This is a genomic window from Neorhizobium lilium (genome assembly GCF_004053875.1).
GTDB classification, from domain to species: Bacteria; Pseudomonadota; Alphaproteobacteria; order Rhizobiales; family Rhizobiaceae; genus Neorhizobium; species Neorhizobium lilii.
The window spans coordinates 62,476-80,487 of record NZ_SBIP01000008.1; the positions used below are offsets into that span (position 1 = coordinate 62,476).

Consider the following 18,012-nt stretch of genomic DNA (forward strand, 5'->3'; position numbering starts at 1 on the left):
CTCCAAGGCGCGAGCCGCCGCCCGGCCATCGTCCATGCTGCCATAATGGCTACGGCTTAGCAGAAACCCGCCTGCTTCAACAACTGATATGCTTGAATGACGGCCCGAAAACGTTCTTCCGAACCACGGTCGCCGCCATTTGCGTCGGGATGGTGCTTCTTCACCAGCTCCTTGTAGCGTTTCTTGATTTCGATCGCTGACGCATTTGCAGCCAAGCCCATCGTCTCGAAGGCCTTCGCCTCAAGCGTCTTCAGCTTGCGCCCTTGAGTCTCGAAGCGCGACGTGCCGTTGGCCCGCGCCTGCGAAACGAACCCGAACGGATCCTTGAACCGCTGCTGGGCGCCCGGCGATCCGGAGCGCGCGGTGGAATGCAAAGGGGCATCCTTGGCTGCCTTGTTGACGCCGACAGTCCAGGTCGGCCGGTGGCCGGTGATCGCTTCCTTCTGGTAACGCGCGATCTCGGTGTCCGACAGGCCGGAAAAATAGTTGTAGCCCTTGTTGTACTCCTTCACGTGCTCGAAGCAGAACAAGAAGAACTGGCCTTCCGCGTTCCGGCCCACAGGCGCGCGATGAACGCCGGGCTTGTCGCAGCCGTCCCACTGGCAGGCAGGCGCCTGCGGTGACGCTTCCTGCTGCCTGTTCCGGTGCGTCCGGATGCGGTCGAAATATTTGGAGTCGAGTTTCATGAGGCACTTATTATGGGACGGGCAGCTTGGCCGAACAAGAATTGACAAAGCGGTTTGTTGCTGGTTTCTGAATACCCCTTCGCGCCTCTCCAAGGAGTTCGCACATGTCGGTCAAAGCCCGGATAGAAGCCGTACTGCAAGAACATCTCCACCCCCAGCGCCTGGTCGTCATCGACGAGAGCCATCACCATGCCGGACACCAGCCCGACATAACCGGAACCGGCGAAACCCATATGAGGGTCCGCGTGGTATCGGAGAAATTTTCGGGCATGAGCCGGCTGGACCGACATCGAGAAGTCAATTCGCTGCTGAAACCTGAACTCGATGCAGGCCTTCACGCTTTGGCGGTGGAAGCGGCGGCACCGGGCGAAGCGACGCGCTGGTAGCAGGATATATGGGGAGTGCCGGGCTTTTGGCCAAGGCCTATCTATGTCCGGCGGTACAAGGCCGCCAGACAGCACATCATCTCATCTGGGGGGCGTGGCACCCGCTAGTCCGACACGGACGGCATCTGCATCCATCATATGGTTACCGCTGCTGACACCCTGGACCGAAACGGCGGCACCGGCTTTCAGATCCTCCTTTGTGGCGGGTGAGATTGCGACGATCGTAGTGTCGTCGGGAATGCTGATCTTCCGCTGCCCTCCCTGATAGGCAAGGGTCAGTACCGGACCGTTCACGTCCTCGACGGCGTCGGCAACCGTTGCGTTGGTCATGGTGCCGTTAGGCGTGACATTCCACGCACGATCCCCTTCGCCTGTCCCTTTCATCGAGGCCGGAAAAATCACCACCTGGACAGCGCCGTTGATGCCGCTTGGCGTGGGCTGCGATCCGATTCCGACAAAATCACCAGGCTTGATATCGGCCGCGGAGGCTTTTTTGATGCCCATGACATTCATGCCGGGTTTCAGCATGACCTTGATCTCTTTGCTATCCAGGTTCTTGATCATGAGCGTGTCACCGTTCAGGCTCTCGACAGTCCCGCTGATGCGGACCCTATCGGCAGCATCGGCGGCCTGCATTGCCGTCAACAGGACGACCGTGCCCGCCGCAAGAGATAACGTTGCTTTTGCAAAGATACTGCAATTCATGTTCTTTCCCTCAAACTGCCTGTCAAAGGCAATGGCGACGTCTAGGTGGAAGTCGGTCGCGCTTCGTGGACTATCTGCCCCCCAGCAACCATTGCCAATCACACAACGGTGAAGGGCCTACTCGGCCGGCAGTGCAGCCACGTCCTCAGCGGGACGGATACGCAACCGGGTGATCCGGTTCTTCTCCCGCTTCATGACGATGAAGCGCTTCCCGTAGAAGGTGAAGGCCTGCCGTTCTTCGGGGATCAGTTTCGATTCGTGGATGACCAGGCCCGCAATTGTGGTCGCTTCATCATCCGGCAGGCTCCAGTCGAGCGCCCGGTTGAGGTCGCGGATCGGCACGGACCCGTCCACGACGATAGAGCCGTCGGCCTCCTGCCTGACGCCGCGGATCTCGATATCGTGTTCGTCGGCAATGTCCCCGACGATCTCCTCCAGAATGTCCTCCAGCGTCACGATGCCCTGCACTTCGCCATATTCATCGACCACGACCGCGAAATGCACCTTGCGGCGCAGAAACGCGTTGAGCTGGTCCTTGAGGCTGGTGCTGTCAGGCACGAACCATGGCTTCTGGGCAATCCTTGTGACGTCGATCGTCTGCGCCTCCGCCATCGGCTCTGCCAGCGCCCGCAGCAGGTCCTTGGCGTGAACCACACCAATGATGTTCTCGGTCGAGTGCCGCCAGAGCGGCATGCGCGTGTAAGGGCTCTCCAGCACCGTTCGGACGATCACGTCTGGCGGCTCGTCGGCATTGATCGCCCGCATCACCGTGCGGTGCTTCATGACGTCGGACACTTCCAGCTCTTCCAGCTCGAAAAGTCCGCTCAGCCGATCCCGGCTCTGGCCGTCGGAATTGCCTATGCGATGCTTGGCGTCGAGTGCCGCATGCAACACCTCGTGATCGGCGGCAGCCAGTGTATCCGCAGACAGTGCGACGCCGCTTGCCCGGAGGAGGCCCCGGATCAAGGCGTTGACGATGCGCGACAGCGGACCCGCTTTAGTGGTCATTTCAGCCGCTTGTCCTCGAGGAAGGCCAGCACTTCGGACGGCGGCACGTCGTCGGCGATGAAGGCTTCACCGACCCCGCGGGTCAGAATGAAGGTCAGCTTGCCACTCCTGACCTTCTTGTCTTGCCCGATCGCGTCGAGCAGTCTTTCCGTAGGCGGCAGTTCGCCCGGGATATCGCCGATCTTGGTTGGTAGCCCCACCGCCTTCAAATGCGCTTCCACACGCGCCGCGTCATCGGGGCTTGCAAGGTTCATCCGAGCCGAAAACTGATAGGCCAGCACCATGCCGATCGACACGCCCTCGCCATGCACGAGACGGGCGCTGTCATAATTCGTCGCCGCTTCCAATGCGTGCCCGAATGTATGACCCAGATTGAGGAGCGCCCGACGGCCGGTTTCCCGCTCGTCTTCCACCACCACATCGGCCTTGGCCTGACAACTGACGGCGATGGCCTCGATCCTCTCCGGACCGCCGGCGAAGACTTGGGTCCAGTTCTTCTCCAGCCACTCGAAAAAATCGGGCTTGTCGATCAGCCCGTATTTCGCCAATTCGGCATAGCCGGCGCGGAACTCCCGCTTCGACAAGGTATCCAGCACTGCCGTATCGGCAAGCACAAGGTCCGGCTGATGGAAAACGCCGAGCAGGTTCTTTCCATGCCGCGTGTTGATGCCGGTCTTGCCGCCGACGGAGGAATCCACCTGTGACAGAAGTGTCGTCGGGATCTGCACGAAGCGGACGCCGCGGCGCACGATGCCGGCGGCAAAACCTGCCAGATCGCCGATGACCCCGCCGCCCAGCGCGATCACCGCGTCGCTGCGTTCGATACGGGCCGACAGAACCATGTCGGTCACGGTTGCCAAGTGCTCGAGGCTCTTGGTCTTTTCCCCCGCAGGCAATGTCAGCGAAACCGCCTCGATCCCATCCGTCTGGAGGCTGTCCATCAGCGCTTCGAGATAATGCGGCGCCACATGCTCGTCGGTCACGATTGCGGCACGTCGGCCCTTCAGCCGAGCCGTGATCTCGCCGCCGGCCCGGCCGATAAGGCCCGGCCCGATCAGGATGTCATAGGCGCGCTCGCCGAGCGGCACATGCACCAGCCGTTCCGGGGATCGGGAAGACATATTCATTGCTTTTCACCTTCCTTGGCGAGGCCGGCGACGGCCTTCAGCACGTCATTGGCGACGATCTCCTTGCGTACATTCTCCGACAGTACGGTCAGGTCGGCTTCCGCATAGATCGGATAACGCTGGGTCATGAGGTTTTCGAGGCTCTGCTTCGGGTTCGCCGTCTTCAAGAGAGGACGATGGTCGCGCCGGTTCACCCGTTCCCACAACACGTCGAGATCCGCCTTCAGCCACACCGAAACGCCGCCGGTCTTGATCTGGCCGCGCGTGCTCTCGTTGATGAAGGCGCCACCCCCCGTAGAGATCACCCGCGGCCCCTGCTTGAGCAATCGTTCGATGACGCGCGTTTCGAGCGCCCGGAATTCGGTCTCGCCATACGCATTGAACAGCTCCGTGATACTCATCCGCGAGACCCGCTCGATCTCGCCGTCCGTGTCGAGGAAGGGCACACCCAGCATCTGCGCGACCAGCCGGCCGATCACGGATTTACCTGCTCCCATCAAGCCGACAAAAATCAGGTTGCGCTGGCCAAGGGCCGCGCGCGCCTGTTCCGCCAAGGTTTGACTTGCAACTGTAAGAGCTTCGTTCATGGTGCCGTCCGTTTCCAAAACGGTATCGACAAATGCACGCCCAGCGTCAAGCCGAAGCGATCTTCAAACGACGCGCGCGGTAGTTTGTTCTTGTCGTTCCACGACGCTTCGCAGATATAGTGATGATGATATTGCGGAGTTCCTGATGCCTACCCTGTTTCGGTTTCTCTTCATTCTGGCGGTCGTTGCCGGCGTGATCTATGGAAGCATGGTAGCCCTGGTCTTGTTTGTCGAACCCCGCGAGCGTGGCGTAACGGTCAGGGTCCCTTCGGAGCGGTTGAACGCGCCTGCGGCGCCGAAACAGCAGCCATAGGTGAGGCTGGGGAGCAGGACCATGGCCGATCTGTCACGTGCCCATATGGAAGCCTTTCTGGAGATGATGAGCGCCGAACGCGGATCGGCGGGAAACACGCTCATCTCCTACGAACGGGATCTCGAAGATCTGCAGGGTTTCCTCGCCTCAGGTAAGAAAACCGCTCTAACGGCGGAGGTTGAAGACCTCCAGCGCTACCTCGCTCATCTGGAACGCCAGGGATTCGCGGCAACCTCCCAGGCAAGGCGCCTTTCGGCGATACGGCAGTTCTACAAGTTCCTGTATGCGGAAGGATTGCGCGACACCAATCCGACAACGATCCTCGACGCCCCAAAAAGGGGCCGCCCTCTGCCGAAGATCATGAGCGAGCAGGAGGTCACGCGCCTTCTGGAAACAGCCCAGCAGGAAGCGGCCGAACCTGGTCCTGAGCAGGCGTCGAAGCTGCGTATGCTAGCCCTGCTCGAACTCCTCTACGCAACCGGCATGCGCGTCAGCGAACTGGTGTCTCTCCCCGCAAAGGTATTGGATCAGGAGGGGCGCTTCCTGATGATCCGCGGCAAGGGCAACAAGGAGAGGCTTGTGCCCCTGTCGCGCGCGGCGATCGTTGCGTTGAATGCCTATCGCGAGGTCCGCAAGACGCCGGAGGACAGTAAATGGCTGTTTCCCTCCTCCGCCAAGGAAGGCTACCTGCCACGGCAGGTGTTCGGGCGCGATCTCAAAGGATTAGCCGCCCGAGCAGGCTTGAAAAGTGCTTCGATCTCGCCGCATGTGATGCGCCACGCCTTCGCAAGTCATCTGCTGCAAAACGGCGCAGACCTACGCGTTGTGCAGGAACTGCTTGGCCATTCGGACATTTCCACGACACAAATCTACACCCATGTACTGGAAGAACGGCTCCGGCAGACAGTGGAAACACATCACCCTCTTGCAAAACAGGCCAAAAACCCGGATTAGAGCCGCCGTTGAAGGCAAAACGATCGGAACGCGGATCTCATGCAGACTTATCTCGATTTCGAAAAGCCAATCTCGGACCTCGAGGGCAAGATCCACGAGCTGAAGAAGCTCGCCACCGAGAACGAGAGCATCGACACGTCCGACGAAGTCAGTCGTCTGGAAGCGCGCGTGAAGGAAGCGACCCGCGAGATCTATGCCAAGCTTGGCGCCTGGGAAAAGACGCAAGTGGCCCGCCATCCGCAGCGGCCGCACTTTCTGGATTACGCAGCCAAGCTCTTCACGGATTTCACGCCGCTCGCCGGTGACCGCAGCTTCGGTGAAGACGCAGCCATCCAGGCCGGACTTGCCCGCTTCCAGGGCGCGCCTATCGCGCTTATCGGCCAAGAAAAAGGCCACGATACCAAAAGCCGGCTCAAGCACAATTTCGGAAGCCCTCGCCCGGAAGGCTATCGTAAGGCCATTCGCATCCTTGAGATGGCGGACCGCTTCAATTTGCCGGTCGTCACGTTGATCGACACGGCGGGCGCCTATCCCGGCGTCGGCGCCGAAGAACGCGGACAAGCCGAGGCTATCGCCCGTTCGACGGAAATGTGCCTGGGCATCAAAGTGCCGCTGGTGTCCGTGATCATCGGCGAAGGCGGATCGGGCGGTGCGATCGCAATCGCCACCGGCAACCGTGTCTATATGCTTGAACACGCGATCTATTCGGTCATTTCGCCGGAAGGTGCAGCGTCGATCCTTTGGCGCGATTCGACCCGCGCCCGCGAAGCGGCGACGAACATGAAGATCACGGCCGAAGACCTGAAGGGCCTCGGCATCATCGACGACATTATCCCCGAACCGCTCGGTGGCGCCCATCGTGAGCCTGATGCAGTGATCGAAGCAACGGGCAAGATTATCGCCTCTGCCCTAGCGGACCTTGGCAAGCTGTCGGGCGATGAAGTCAGAGCCGCCAGACGCCAGAAATTCCTCGACATCGGCCGCAATCTCTAAAGCCTGGTTGTGCCCTTCAAAATGTCGGATTCGCCGCTATGATTGCGCGGCAGTGGAATGAGGACAGTTTTACTGGACAGACCCGTATAAGCGGTTAAGAAGATGTAAAGCTTACCGCTTTACCTATTGAACCAGTGCATGCTCTCGTTCGTCTTTAGGATACGGTCCATCCCGATGCGCCTTTATCACATCGCTTTCGCCTTGCTGACCGCGACAGCCCTGACAGGCTGCAATGATACTTTGGATACGACCAAGGTCGATCTTTCGTCCGTCAAGAACAAGGTCCAGCAGCCGCTGCCGAATTCCATTCTTGCAGAAATGCAGAAGCGGGATATGCCGCGCACCTCGCCGATCATGATCCGCATCCTCAAGGAAGAGGGAAAGCTGGAGATCTGGAAGGCCAAGGCAGACAACCGCTTCGAGGTCATCAAGAGCTATGACATCTGCGCCTGGTCCGGAAAACTGGGTCCGAAGGTGAAGGAAGGCGATCGTCAGGCGCCGGAAGGCTTCTACAATCTTTCGCCGGCCAATCTCAATCCGAATTCCAAGTATTATCTCGCCATCAACACCGGTTTTCCGAACCGCTATGATCAGGCGAACGGCCGCTACGGCACCAATCTGATGATCCACGGCGCCTGCTCGTCGTCCGGCTGCTACTCGATGACCGACGAGCAGATCTTGGAAATCTATGCCTTTGCACGCGACGCCTTCAAGGGCGGCCAGACATCCGTGCAGCTTCAGGCTCTGCCCTTCCGTATGACGCCAGAGAACATGGCACGGCATCGCGACAACCAGAACTATGATTTCTGGAAGATGCTGAAGACCGGTTACGACAATTTCGAGGTCACGAAGCGCCCGCCGGAAGTTGCAGTCTGCGACAAGAAATACGTCTTCAACCAGCAGGTAGAGGGCAAGATTGTAGCAGCGAATGCTGCCTGCCCATCCATGTCGACGCCGCCGGCGCTGGTTTCAGCCTTGAGCTCCTACTCCAAGACCTACGAACTTGCCTATGCTAAGGCGCTGGACAAGTTCAATGACAAGGTCTGGTATGAGCCGACCGAGGCAGAGCGCAAGGCCGTCGTCGCCGCGAAGCGCAAGGGCCACGATCTTGCCTATGCGCCGACCGGCACCTCGTTGGAGGCCGGCAAGCTGATGAGCCAGGCCGAGTTCAAGACCTGGATGGAAAAGAAGATGGCGGCGGCAGAAGCAAAGCCTGCCAATACGATCCTCGCTTCCGCCGCAATTTCTCCCCGCCCGACGACCACGACCGAGCGGATGAAGCAGGATCGCCTGCCCATGACGGGGAGCATCGGACCTGCACCAGCTGCGACGGCGACTGCTGCGTCCGGCCCGACCGTCGTGGCTGCGCAAGGCAAGACGACGACTGTGCCAATCCCCGAGCAGAACCCGCTTGCCTATGCCGCACCCCCGGTCTCGGAGGACAGTGGCAAGAAGCCATTCTGGAAGTTCTGGGCAAAGGACTAGGACCAATCGACATTCAGGATTTGGAGCGCGGTATGAGGGAAAATCGTTCAGTTCGAGGAGCGAAACCGATGGTGGATCCTCTATCCATCGAGGGTTCGCGACGCAGAAATGGGCGATTTCCACCATATCCCTTCAGGACGCGGCGGATTTTGTCCCTGAAGACGTCGGAAAGTCCTTGTGGAGGAAAGGCTCCACTGCAGCCTTCCCTCCTGTTCAGAAACAAAATCCGCTCGCGCCACGCCCGAAACCTGAATGTCGATTGGTCCTAGGGTTTTGCTCGCGGAGAGCTATGATCTTCGTGGGCTGAAATGCCCCCTCCCCGTCCTGAAGACACGCCGCCGCCTCCAGAACATGCCGTCCGGAGCAGAACTGACGATCGAGACCAGCGACCCGCTGGCCGGCATCGACATCCCCCATTTCTGCAATCAGGAAGGCCATCAGCTCCTGTCGTCGGAACACACCGAGACAGGCCACCGCTTCGTGGTCCGCAAGGCCTGACCGATACCGCCGGGGGTTACGGTCGTGTGCCTACATTCGCAGGCCGGGAACCGCGAGCGGATTGTCCTCCAGCGCCGCCCGGTCGGGGCGATCGATGCGCGGCTGCCCCGTGAAGGCGGCAAACAGGTCCAGCACGAAGGCTTCCGGCAATCCTTGCGTGATCAGCACCATGCGGGTGCGCCGGTCCGAACCCTCCGGCCAGTGCGGCAGCCGCTGCGGCGGGTGGAAAATGCTCTGCACCCCATGCAGCACGAGAGGCCGCTCCGGATTGTCGGAGAGCGCCACGATCGCCTTCATGCGAAGCAGCTTTTCTCCATGTGCGGACCGCAGCAGGTCCACGAACATGTTAACCGCCATCGGATCGATAGGCGTGTCGTGAATGATGGAGAAGGAGCGGATGTCTTCCCCGTGCCGGTTCACGTCGTGATGGTGATGATGGCCGTGCTGAGCGTGATCGTGCCTGTGATGCTCATGGCTGGTCGCAGCATCCAGCGCCAGTTCGTCCCGTAGCCAGCGATCGACATCCGCGATCTTGCTGCCGGGATCGTAGAGGCCATTGGCCATGATCGAGCCGGTTCCGGCCTCCGCGCTGTCGCCGTCCACCATGGAGGCGCGTGGATTGAGCTCCTGCAGGCGGGATTTCAACGCTGCCAGTTGCTGCGGGTCGGCAAGCGAAATCTTGGAGAGCACCAGCCGATCCGCGACAGCCACCTGCTTCACCGCCTCACCATGGCGCTCCAGTGTCGACAGGCCATGCACCGCATCGACCACGGTAACCACGCCATCGAGCTCGAAATTCTGCGCGATGACCGGATTGCCCATGACGGACTGCATCACTGGCGCCGGATCGGCCAATCCGGTCGTTTCGATGACCACGCGCCGGATCGGCTTCAGCCTGCCGGTCTGGACGCCGTCCATCAATGTCGCCAGCGTGTCGATCAGTTCTCCGCGCACCGTGCAGCAAAGGCAGCCATTGGAAAGCTCCACCAGCGAATCGCCCGAGGTTTCCACCAGGAGATTGTCGATGCCGACTTCGCCGAACTCGTTGATGATGACGGCGGTATCGCTGAGATCGGGATCCCGAAGGATCCGGTTCAGAAGTGTCGATTTGCCTGCCCCGAGAAAGCCGGTCAGGATCGACACCGGAATGCGTTCACCGGGTGCTTGCATGATGTGATCCCTATCAACAAATCTGCGTCAGAGGTTCGGCCGGGCGTTCGGCAAGGGCACGTCCGCAGCCGTCTGACTTTTCTTTTCAGCCGCCGGCGACGCTGCCGGTTTCTTGTCGACCGCCTTCTTGTCCGTCGACTTTTTATCGACGGTTTTCTTCGGAGGTTTGGGCGGTGGCGGCGGAGGCTCGCCACCGGTCAGCGGCATGGCGATCGAATACTGCGGCGGATGGTCCATCTCGTGAATATAGGGCGAGTGCTGAACCGTCCGGCCCGCGTCGTCGCGGGTTTCGCTGCGCACCTTGGCAGCCTTGGGGTTGCAGATGTCGGCGCTGACGTCGTTGACATTGGTGGTGTCGCCATAGGCAGGCAGCGAAACCAGCGGCACTCCCTCGGTGGCGGATGCGCTCAAACCCTGCTGCAGCAGGTTTGCCGTATCGTCAGCGCGGCCAGCCAGGCTGTCGGAGCCCAGCACCACGGCAATCACGGTGCGGCCGGCGCGCGTTGCGGAACCGATCTGGTTGAAGCCGGAGGCGCAGATGAACCCGGTCTTCATGCCGTCTGCACCGTCGAACCGGCCGATCAGCGTATTGTAGTTATGGTATTGCCGTTTGCCCGTATCGATGCCCTCAAGCGCGAAATAGGTCTGGTATTCCGGGAAGTCGCGCTTCAGCCGCAGCGTCAGCACCGCAAGGTCCCGCGCCGTCGTATATTGGCCTTTGCCGGGAAGGCCGTTCGGATTGATGTAGTTGGTCGAATTCATGCCGAGCTTGATCGCCTCGGCGTTCATCATCTCGACGAAGTGATCCATGGAGCCGCCAACGGCCTCACCCACTGCATAGGCCATGTCATTGGCCGATTTCACCAGCATCATCTTGAGCGCCGTGTCGAGCGTCATGGTGGTGCCCGGCGTAAAACCCATCTTGCTCGGCGGCTGGTCGGTCGCCTTCTTGCTCATCGTTACGATGCTGTCGAGCTTGATGCGCCCGCTCTTCAATGCGTCGAACGCCACATAGGCGGTCATCAGCTTGGTCAGCGATGCTCCATACCATTTCACGAAGGCATCCCGGTGGGCGATGACGCGACCGGTCTTCACATCGACGATGATTTGCGGATTGGCTGCAGCGGCTTGCGCTGAAAGGAAAAGGCTTGCCGCAGCAACGGCCGAAAGAAGCCTCTGGGCGAACACAGGTCGCAGGCGGGAGATGAGCAAGGTGTCCCTCGTTTGTATGGCTTAACGAGTGTGGCGCATAAGCGGCCTATATGGCCAAGCAATGGCAAAGAAGATTGATTACGTCAATCTTGCCGGGCACTATCTTTCCGGGAGGATGGTTGGGGCGTGCGTGAGCAGGACAGGAAAGACTGATGCCGATTTTGAACAGAGCCGCCGAACTTCAGGGCGAAGTCACCGAATGGCGCCGATATCTCCATGAAAATCCCGAAATCCTTTACGACGTTGAAAACACGGCGGCCTTCGTCGCTGCGAAGCTGAAGGAATTCGGTGTGGACGAGATTGCCACAAGCATAGGCCGCACCGGCGTCGTCGGTATCATCCGCGGCAACGGCACCGGCGGTCGCACCATCGGCCTGCGGGCAGATATGGACGCCCTGCCTCTGACGGAACTCACGCAAAAACCCTGGGCGTCGAAAATTCCTGGCAGGATGCACGCCTGCGGTCATGACGGACACATGTCCATGCTGCTTGGCGCCGCCAAATATCTTGCCGAGACGCGCAATTTCAACGGCAACGTCGCCGTGATTTTCCAGCCGGCAGAGGAAGGCGGAGGCGGCGCGCTGACCATGATCGAAGACGGGCTGATGGAGCGGTTCGGGGTCGATGAAGTCTACGGCATGCACAACATGCCCGGCATTCCGGTCGGCCAGTTCGCGATCCGCAAGGGCGGCATCATGGCAGCTCCCGACAAGTTCACCATCACCATCAAGGGCCGCGGCGGCCATGCGGCGCAACCCCATAAGACGATCGACCCGATCTTCATCGGCTCCCAGCTTGTCGGCAGCCTCCAGGCGATTGCGGCGCGCAATGCCGACCCTGTCCGCTCCGTTGTCCTGTCGGTGACGCGCTTCGATGCCGGCACCACCCATAATGTCATTCCCGACAAGGCCATGTTGATGGGAACGGTGCGTACGCTAAGCGAAGAGATGCGGGACCTGGCCGAAAACCGCCTCCGCCAGGTGGTCGCGGGTTTGGTCGCTGCCCATGGCGCCGAAGCGACGATCGAATACGAACGCAACTGCCCGGTAACCGTCAACCACGACCGCGAAATGCAGCATGCCGCCGCCGCGGCGACCGAGGTGGCTGGAGCGCCAAATGTAGATACGGAGGTCGATCCCAGCATGGCGGGTGAAGATTTCGCCTACATGCTGAAGCGCAGGCCGGGCGCCTTCATCTTTATCGGCAATGGGGATACGGCCGGGCTGCACAATCCGAACTACGATTTCGACGACGAAGCTCTCGCCTACGGCATCTCCTACTGGATACGGCTGGCCGAACAACGACTTGCCGAGTAAGCGGGAAAGGGGCTTGGCCAAATCGGCGGCGTCTTGTATGGATGCTGCCCGAGTGGTCCCATAGCTCAGCAGGATAGAGCGCAGGATTCCTAATCCTGAGGCCGATGGTTCGAATCCATCTGGGATCACCAGCATCATCAATCACTTAGTGGAATTTTCACGGCTATGCATGTCGCAAGGATGTTGCGTCCATTTCCCTTGATTTCCCTTGGCTTCCCGAGGGTTCCGGCGAATCCATGCGACATGAAATGCAACATCTTTTTTGTAGAGCGGACCCTGAACACGACGCTTCCGCTGATTGGCATCATACAATGGCACCGCAATCATTCCCGTCGTGTCGGTCGTGAAGGACTATTTCCCTCACGTCGCCGTCGAAAGCTTCCCGCGCAAGGCGAGCGTTGGGGAGATCAAGTTGCCGGTCGTGCGGATCGAGCCCAGCCATAAGGCCCGCGAAGGACGTCCACCTTCAGGACTTAGCGGATGACATTGATGAGAGGCGTGGGGGTAATCAAATACGAGCTCGACGCGTTTTTGGGATAGCGCTCTCAGTCTCGCATACGCAACAACGCGTATTATTTTCGATACGGCACCGGGCTCTAGTTGACATGTCGCCGTAGCACTGGAACTAAAGCTCTGCGAGGTCGCTCGATGGATGGATTGATTGGAATTGGGCTGTATACGCCGGCAGAGGCTGGAAGGCTTCTGCATGTGCCATCAGCGAAGATATCACGCTGGCTAAACGGCCATACGCTAAAGGGTCGGGAGTACCCTGCGCTCTGGACGCCAAGCGTCCAACTGAATGACAGTGACCGCACTATTCTTGGATTTCGGGACTTGATGGAAATCCGCGTCGCAGACGCATTTATTCGCGCTGGTGTTTCTTCCATTCAGGTACGGGCAGCGATCAATTATGCCCGGGAGATCTTAGGTGAGCAATACCCGCTGTCAGCCGAGCGCTTCCGCACTGATGGTCGGAGCATTCTTCTGCGCGTCTTTGAAAAGGATGCGGATGGAGTTGAACGCGAGCGGTTGCTCAACTTGTTCCGGCGTCAATACGAATTCAAAGAGATCATAGACCCCCTTCTCAAGACCGTAGATTTCGATGATCACGGCTCACCCAAGCTTTGGTATCCGGCCGGTCGGCGTGTCAACATCATAATCGATCCGCTGCGAGCGTTTGGTCAGCCGATCGACGGCGTGACAAGTGTCCCCACAACTGTTCTCGCGACCTCGGCTAGTGAGTTTGGGATCGAGGAGACCTCTATTGCTTACGACGTGCCGGAAAGTTCGGTTCGTCGCGCTGTAGAGTTTGAGCACTCCTTGAACTGACGGTGGCGGAGATTGAAGGTCCTTTTCGACAATTGCACCTCTCCAATGTACGCATCAACGCTCCATGGCTTTGTTAGCCATTATGGTCACTCAGCTGTACACATCCGCGACCTGGCGGAGCTCCCCAAAGGACGGAGCTCAACCGACCTCGAATGGATTGATCACCTTCGTTCTTCTGGGCTAGTCTGGAGTTTCATTTCCGGCGACGGGCGTGTTCTCAAAAATGCGGCCGAACGAGCGGCGCTTCGCTCAGCTGGCCTTCATGGGTTCATTCTCGCACCGGGGTATCAGAAGACACCGCATAACCAGGTGGTGTCAAACCTCTTATGGCATTGGCCGGAAATGCAGAGGCTAACTGAGATATTGGCAGCGCCGTCGATGCACGAAGTGCCGATGAAGCGGACGACAAAACTTAGGTCACTGCCTCTTTGAGGTTGTGAGGGTCACTTTCGGTGCTGTCTTCCCTAATCGTTCGGGGTGCTGTGGGAACACAGCCAAGTGGAAGATCAAAGCATTGTCGAGTGGAAAAGCGAGCTTGCAACGTTGGGTCGATCGCTGGATAGCTGTTGATAAATGGTATTCTCGCGACCAGTCCGAGACGGTCGTAAAAGGTGACGAATTCCCTCCTTAATGCGAAAAGCTAAAAGGTAACCAGCAGTTACCTTTCCATGGTCACAGCTAGTTCCCGTAGGCTGGCGAAACCCGCGTCTTATCCAAAGCAGTTTCCAACTTGCGCCGATCCTTGATCTTGTCGCAAATCAGCTTTCGGCCGATGTGGTGGCCGTCGCCGTTGAAACGAAGGTCCCGCCGCTCCCCCGTGACGCCAATATCGTCGGTGTCGTTCGGATCGCGGGCGATATCACCAGGCCCGCAGTCTATCCCGATCCGAAGGCCTTGGCCGTCCCTCTCTGCCCAGCCGAGGGTAGGCTCATCGTTTCCTTCGTCGATCGCGTCATGCGGTACGTCGAGGATGTTCCCGCCGTGTTCGTTCTCTTCTTCGATGTCCGGATCGCCGTCTAGCAGATCGAGCAGTCCGATCAGTTCTTCGATCTTGGCTTCCAGCCGCTCGCGGGTGGTGATGATGACACGCTGGTTCATGCTGATTGCCTCATGGAGATAGCGAGGATTGCGTCCAGGAGGCGGGCGAGCTCTCCGATCGTGCCAGGAATGCGCAGCCAGCGTTCAAAGTCCGGATCATTGCCGATGGCGCAGGCTTTTATACGAAGGCCATAGTGGGTCAGCGCTGGGATACGGGATACCCTATCAAGTGCTTCCTCAACCGCCTTCTCCGCTGCGGAGATGCGTTCCTGTACCGCATCGACACCAGAGGTCTCGCGCAGGCGGGCAGTCTCAGCAAAGTAGCTCTCGGACAAGCGAAGCTTTTCGCTAAGTCTCGCTATTGCCTTCTTCTGCTCTGCTTCCCTCCTGGCTAATGCGGCAGCGGTTCGCGCGACGTTCGGCCGTTTCCAGAGCTCGATGATGTCCCTGATATACTCGGGTCTTTCGACGCCAAAGCAGGTCCGCGGCATCTCCTGCCGCATTTTCTTCGGCATCCGGGACGTGAGCTCGCTGGTGTCCCTATAGATGAACCGACCAGCTATGTCCTTTTCAGCCGTAGCGTAATCATTGCCACTGCTTCTGTCCGCATTGGCGAACCCGAGAATTTGCTCGGGCGCCGATGGCCAACGGTGGCGCCACTCATCAGCTAGCCATTCGAGGGCCTGCTGCGCGGCCTGCAGCTCGCATCTGGCAGCGACCACATCATCGTAGGCGCGCACGAGTTCCGGGCTTTCCTCGACCGGTATGGCTGCCGCAATAGGAGCGGAGAGCGCAGCGGTTGGAGGGATGGTAGCGCCGGCAAGAAGGCCAAGCGACTGGCGACGGGTTAGGTTGGTCATTTGAACATCTCCTCCGCTTCCGCGTCGGTCAAAGGAGGTACGCCCGGGACCTTCTGGGCTGTGTAAACCCCGTGTCGATCAATGTTGATGCGGTCGATCGTGAGCTGAGGATTGTCACGGATGATGCGGCCAGCCTCAGCAAGGATCTTCCCCAAGCGCGTTGCCGCCTCAGACCCTTTTGGCAGCTCCCGGTCCCGATGCATGTTCTCGTAGTAGAAGGTCCGACCGCTGGACGTCGGAGGCACATGAGCCATGAAAGGTGTGTTCGTCTGCGCGTTCCACTGATCGAGAGCCGTCGCGAGCTGTAAGGAAAGCCGCTCAACCCGATCGACCGGAAGTTCGACAAAGCTGTCCAGCCTGTCAATTTCACCGAAGCACAGCGTGTGGTCATGGCCTGAGGGAAGCACGTAGGCGAAGACGTTGTTACCGTGTTTGTTGACCTCGGTGAGCGCGGCTGAAAGCTGGTTGCCAAGTGCGCGGCATAGCGCCCAAGCTTCGACATAGGCAGATGACGGTCCTTCCGGCATAGCTTCGCCGGCGGCCTGAACAGGATTGTTCGGCATGATAGGTCTCCAGATTGTCAGGATGAGATCAGTCAGGCACCTGCATCACACAGGCACCTTTGCGCTTATGCGAGTTCAAGAGCTTCGAGGTTGCGGCGCCATTGCATCGAGGCACCAGCACCACCGATGAACCGAGGCGGGCGAGGAGCCGGCACTGTAAGTGCTGCGCCGTTGTCGCGCTCGGCACGCTCGAATGCGGACTTCAGGGCTGGGAGGGTGAAGAGGCTGGAAAGGCGAGCCGAAGCAGCATTAACGATCTTATGGGTCATGGCATGTTTTCCCTTGCTGTGATTTGCCTACAGGTGTATTCATAGCTACAAGCGTAGTGATCGTCAAGCGAATTAGATACACTTGTATTCAAAAAGAGGAATTATATGGCTGAGCTCACACCAGAAGCGAACAGAGCGGCACGCGCGATCCTGAAATGGTCGGTGCGTGAGCTCGCTGAAAAAGCTGGAATTGCCTTCTCGACAGTTCACCGTTTCGAGACAAGCGGCACAGCCACAGGAGCCACCAAGGAGAAGATCAAGGCCGCTTACGCTGCTCATAACGTCGAGATCACCAACGGCGACTACACAGGGGCACGCCTCAAGCTGGCGAAGGATTGAACCGATGGGTATCTATGGCAAACGGTACCTGTATGTGATGGCGAGCGAGGCCGGCATATGCCGCGTAAGCGCCTCAACTGGCCCTGGCGCGCAACTGAACAGCCTCCAGCTTGTAAGCGACTACGCGCTTACGGTGATTGAGACGGTTCAAGTTCCTGTCGGCACGGCCAACAAGGTCAAGGCCCGCACGATGGAGCTGCTAAAGGGCGCGAGGGTGTTCGGCGAGTGGTTCAAGGTGCCCCCCGAGACTGCAGTCGTCGCACTTCGTTTGGCCATGGCAGAGATCGCTGGCAGGTCGACGCGAGGGCAAGCAAATGAATGATGTAGGCTTTGAAGTTCTCAAGCTTGGGACCCAGTTTGTAGGTGCCGTCCTGGTAGCAAGATTAACTGTCAGCTGGGCTCTCGGTAGGCACAAGACTGAAAAGACGTGGGAGAGAAAAGAGGCTGCCTTCAGTGAAATACTGAACGCCCTGCTCAGCATGGAGCGCGCTCTCACAATAGTGCAGGAAGGCCCTCAATCTTACATCGATTTCGAAAAGGCGAAGCTCCGTGAGGCAGCAGAGAACGAACTAAGTGCCGCGCGTACCAGCTACCAGCAGGCAATATCGACTGCCTACCTCCTCCTACCCGATAAAGTAGCCAAGGCGATGATCAAAACAGAGAGCAAAATCTCTGCACTTCTCCAGCAGAATACCGCATCCACTGCAAACTTGAGGCGGCGCGACGCTTTCATGCTCATACAGAAGCACCGGCAAGAGATAGTAGAGATAGGTCGTCAGGTATTGGGTGACCCTAATTCCGTGGCGCCGGATCTGTTCAGTGAACCGTTAAAATGGCTTCACTATCGCAATGAAATACGCAAGAGCTACGACGATCAGCCGTAGCGAGAAGAACCCTTATCGCTACCAATCAAGGATCCAAGATTGGCTAGAAAGACAGTTATTCCGACAGGGGCGTGGCCAGCGTTGCTTCGAGACGAGTACGCGGCTGCCTATGTCGGAGAGAGCTCCGTCGAGGCGTTTCTGAAGCGCGTTGGGAAAGAATGGCCGCTGCCTTGGCGGGAATATGGCAGCGGCAAAGGCAAATACCGGGTGTGGCGCAAGAGCGACTTTGATCGGCTCATCGACCCTGATCTTTGGGGCGACGATACCCAACCATTGTGAGCGTTTAACTA

Annotated in this window: 24 protein-coding genes, 1 tRNA gene and 1 pseudogene; 15 read left to right on the plus strand and 11 right to left on the minus strand. The window is 59.0% G+C overall.

What is annotated here, in order from left to right; genetic code table 11:
- Positions 1 to 56: 56 nt before the first annotated feature.
- Positions 57 to 686 (minus strand): J domain-containing protein, encoded by a 630-nt coding sequence (locus tag EPK99_RS24825; RefSeq protein WP_128445782.1) that lies wholly within the window; start codon positions 684 to 686, stop codon positions 57 to 59.
- 104 nt (positions 687 to 790) lie between these two features.
- Between EPK99_RS24825 and EPK99_RS24830 the strand changes: the two genes are divergently transcribed.
- The gene (locus EPK99_RS24830; protein ID WP_128445783.1) at positions 791 to 1,072 is read left to right on the plus strand and encodes a BolA family protein; all 282 of its coding nucleotides are present in this window, start codon (positions 791 to 793) and stop codon (positions 1,070 to 1,072) included.
- Between the two features lie 81 nt (positions 1,073 to 1,153).
- On the opposite strand, the gene EPK99_RS24835 is transcribed toward EPK99_RS24830, so the two are convergent.
- From EPK99_RS24835 to EPK99_RS24850, 4 genes and pseudogenes are all read right to left on the minus strand, one after another.
- A complete protein-coding gene (locus EPK99_RS24835) occupies positions 1,154 to 1,777 on the minus strand; it encodes a hypothetical protein (RefSeq protein WP_128445784.1) in 624 nt (207 codons plus the stop codon).
- A 117-nt stretch (positions 1,778 to 1,894) separates the two neighbouring features.
- Positions 1,895 to 2,770: pseudogene (locus EPK99_RS24840) on the minus strand (HlyC/CorC family transporter); the annotation flags it as partial.
- Positions 2,771 to 2,781: 11 nt separating this feature from the next.
- Positions 2,782 to 3,912 (minus strand): 3-dehydroquinate synthase, encoded by a 1,131-nt coding sequence (gene aroB / locus EPK99_RS24845; RefSeq protein WP_128445786.1) that lies wholly within the window; start codon positions 3,910 to 3,912, stop codon positions 2,782 to 2,784.
- Positions 3,909 to 4,499 (minus strand): shikimate kinase, encoded by a 591-nt coding sequence (locus EPK99_RS24850; protein ID WP_128445787.1) that lies wholly within the window; start codon positions 4,497 to 4,499, stop codon positions 3,909 to 3,911. Before EPK99_RS24850 ends, aroB begins: the two co-directional genes overlap by 4 nt.
- Positions 4,500 to 4,644: 145 nt before the next feature.
- Here EPK99_RS24850 and EPK99_RS24855 point away from each other — a divergent pair, with 145 nt between their 5' ends.
- From EPK99_RS24855 to EPK99_RS24875, 5 genes are all read left to right on the plus strand, one after another.
- A complete protein-coding gene (locus EPK99_RS24855) occupies positions 4,645 to 4,812 on the plus strand; it encodes a hypothetical protein (protein WP_128445788.1) in 168 nt (55 codons plus the stop codon).
- 21 nt (positions 4,813 to 4,833) lie between these two features.
- The gene (gene xerD, locus EPK99_RS24860; protein ID WP_128445789.1) at positions 4,834 to 5,766 is read left to right on the plus strand and encodes a site-specific tyrosine recombinase XerD; all 933 of its coding nucleotides are present in this window, start codon (positions 4,834 to 4,836) and stop codon (positions 5,764 to 5,766) included.
- A 39-nt stretch (positions 5,767 to 5,805) separates the two neighbouring features.
- Positions 5,806 to 6,759, plus strand: coding sequence for an acetyl-CoA carboxylase carboxyltransferase subunit alpha (locus EPK99_RS24865; RefSeq protein WP_128445790.1), 954 nt, complete (start codon positions 5,806 to 5,808; stop codon positions 6,757 to 6,759).
- Positions 6,760 to 6,933: 174 nt separating this feature from the next.
- The gene (locus EPK99_RS24870; RefSeq protein WP_128445791.1) at positions 6,934 to 8,244 is read left to right on the plus strand and encodes a L,D-transpeptidase family protein; all 1,311 of its coding nucleotides are present in this window, start codon (positions 6,934 to 6,936) and stop codon (positions 8,242 to 8,244) included.
- Between the two features lie 252 nt (positions 8,245 to 8,496).
- Positions 8,497 to 8,742 (plus strand): sulfurtransferase TusA family protein, encoded by a 246-nt coding sequence (locus tag EPK99_RS24875; RefSeq protein ID WP_128445792.1) that lies wholly within the window; start codon positions 8,497 to 8,499, stop codon positions 8,740 to 8,742.
- 30 nt (positions 8,743 to 8,772) lie between these two features.
- Here the strand turns inward: EPK99_RS24875 and EPK99_RS24880 are convergent, their stop codons facing one another.
- Positions 8,773 to 9,912: a CobW family GTP-binding protein gene (locus EPK99_RS24880; RefSeq protein ID WP_128445793.1), complete on the minus strand. Its 1,140-nt coding sequence runs from the start codon at positions 9,910 to 9,912 to the stop codon at positions 8,773 to 8,775.
- Between the two features lie 27 nt (positions 9,913 to 9,939).
- Positions 9,940 to 11,124: a D-alanyl-D-alanine carboxypeptidase family protein gene (locus EPK99_RS24885; RefSeq protein ID WP_128445794.1), complete on the minus strand. Its 1,185-nt coding sequence runs from the start codon at positions 11,122 to 11,124 to the stop codon at positions 9,940 to 9,942.
- Between the two features lie 152 nt (positions 11,125 to 11,276).
- On the opposite strand from EPK99_RS24885, the gene EPK99_RS24890 reads away from it, so the two are divergent.
- The 5 genes from EPK99_RS24890 to EPK99_RS24910 all read left to right on the plus strand — a co-directional run bounded on the left by EPK99_RS24890 (position 11,277) and on the right by EPK99_RS24910 (position 14,201).
- Positions 11,277 to 12,440 (plus strand): M20 aminoacylase family protein, encoded by a 1,164-nt coding sequence (locus EPK99_RS24890; RefSeq protein ID WP_128445795.1) that lies wholly within the window; start codon positions 11,277 to 11,279, stop codon positions 12,438 to 12,440.
- A gap of 54 nt (positions 12,441 to 12,494) precedes the next feature.
- Positions 12,495 to 12,571, plus strand: a tRNA-Arg gene (locus EPK99_RS24895).
- Between the two features lie 167 nt (positions 12,572 to 12,738).
- Positions 12,739 to 12,924 carry a pyocin activator PrtN family protein gene (locus EPK99_RS25855; RefSeq protein ID WP_245582566.1) on the plus strand — a complete coding sequence of 62 codons (186 nt, stop codon included), beginning with the start codon at positions 12,739 to 12,741 and terminating at the stop codon, positions 12,922 to 12,924.
- Positions 12,925 to 13,088: 164 nt separating this feature from the next.
- Complete coding sequence (locus EPK99_RS24905; protein ID WP_128445796.1) at positions 13,089 to 13,769, plus strand: hypothetical protein; 681 nt, start codon at positions 13,089 to 13,091, stop codon at positions 13,767 to 13,769.
- A 12-nt stretch (positions 13,770 to 13,781) separates the two neighbouring features.
- Complete coding sequence (locus EPK99_RS24910) at positions 13,782 to 14,201, plus strand: PIN-like domain-containing protein (RefSeq protein ID WP_128445797.1); 420 nt, start codon at positions 13,782 to 13,784, stop codon at positions 14,199 to 14,201.
- Positions 14,202 to 14,447: 246 nt separating this feature from the next.
- On the opposite strand, the gene EPK99_RS24915 is transcribed toward EPK99_RS24910, so the two are convergent.
- From EPK99_RS24915 to EPK99_RS24930, 4 genes are all read right to left on the minus strand, one after another.
- A complete protein-coding gene (locus EPK99_RS24915; RefSeq protein WP_128445798.1) occupies positions 14,448 to 14,867 on the minus strand; it encodes a hypothetical protein in 420 nt (139 codons plus the stop codon).
- Positions 14,864 to 15,667, minus strand: coding sequence for a hypothetical protein (locus tag EPK99_RS24920; protein ID WP_128445799.1), 804 nt, complete (start codon positions 15,665 to 15,667; stop codon positions 14,864 to 14,866). The genes EPK99_RS24915 and EPK99_RS24920 overlap by 4 nt, the downstream gene beginning before the upstream one ends.
- Positions 15,664 to 16,230 carry a hypothetical protein gene (locus EPK99_RS24925; RefSeq protein WP_128445800.1) on the minus strand — a complete coding sequence of 189 codons (567 nt, stop codon included), beginning with the start codon at positions 16,228 to 16,230 and terminating at the stop codon, positions 15,664 to 15,666. Before EPK99_RS24925 ends, EPK99_RS24920 begins: the two co-directional genes overlap by 4 nt.
- 65 nt (positions 16,231 to 16,295) lie before the next feature.
- Positions 16,296 to 16,499: a hypothetical protein gene (locus EPK99_RS24930; protein WP_128445801.1), complete on the minus strand. Its 204-nt coding sequence runs from the start codon at positions 16,497 to 16,499 to the stop codon at positions 16,296 to 16,298.
- A gap of 105 nt (positions 16,500 to 16,604) precedes the next feature.
- On the opposite strand from EPK99_RS24930, the gene EPK99_RS24935 reads away from it, so the two are divergent.
- The 4 genes from EPK99_RS24935 to EPK99_RS24950 are packed head-to-tail and all read left to right on the plus strand — an operon-like array spanning position 16,605 to position 18,001.
- Positions 16,605 to 16,838, plus strand: a complete 234-nt coding sequence (locus EPK99_RS24935; RefSeq protein WP_128445802.1) for a helix-turn-helix domain-containing protein — start codon at positions 16,605 to 16,607, stop codon at positions 16,836 to 16,838.
- 4 nt (positions 16,839 to 16,842) lie between these two features.
- The gene (locus tag EPK99_RS24940; protein ID WP_128445803.1) at positions 16,843 to 17,160 is read left to right on the plus strand and encodes a hypothetical protein; all 318 of its coding nucleotides are present in this window, start codon (positions 16,843 to 16,845) and stop codon (positions 17,158 to 17,160) included.
- Positions 17,153 to 17,722 carry a hypothetical protein gene (locus EPK99_RS24945; RefSeq protein ID WP_128445804.1) on the plus strand — a complete coding sequence of 190 codons (570 nt, stop codon included), beginning with the start codon at positions 17,153 to 17,155 and terminating at the stop codon, positions 17,720 to 17,722. Before EPK99_RS24940 ends, EPK99_RS24945 begins: the two co-directional genes overlap by 8 nt.
- A gap of 39 nt (positions 17,723 to 17,761) precedes the next feature.
- Positions 17,762 to 18,001 (plus strand): hypothetical protein, encoded by a 240-nt coding sequence (locus EPK99_RS24950; RefSeq protein ID WP_128445805.1) that lies wholly within the window; start codon positions 17,762 to 17,764, stop codon positions 17,999 to 18,001.
- Positions 18,002 to 18,012: the final 11 nt, after the last annotated feature.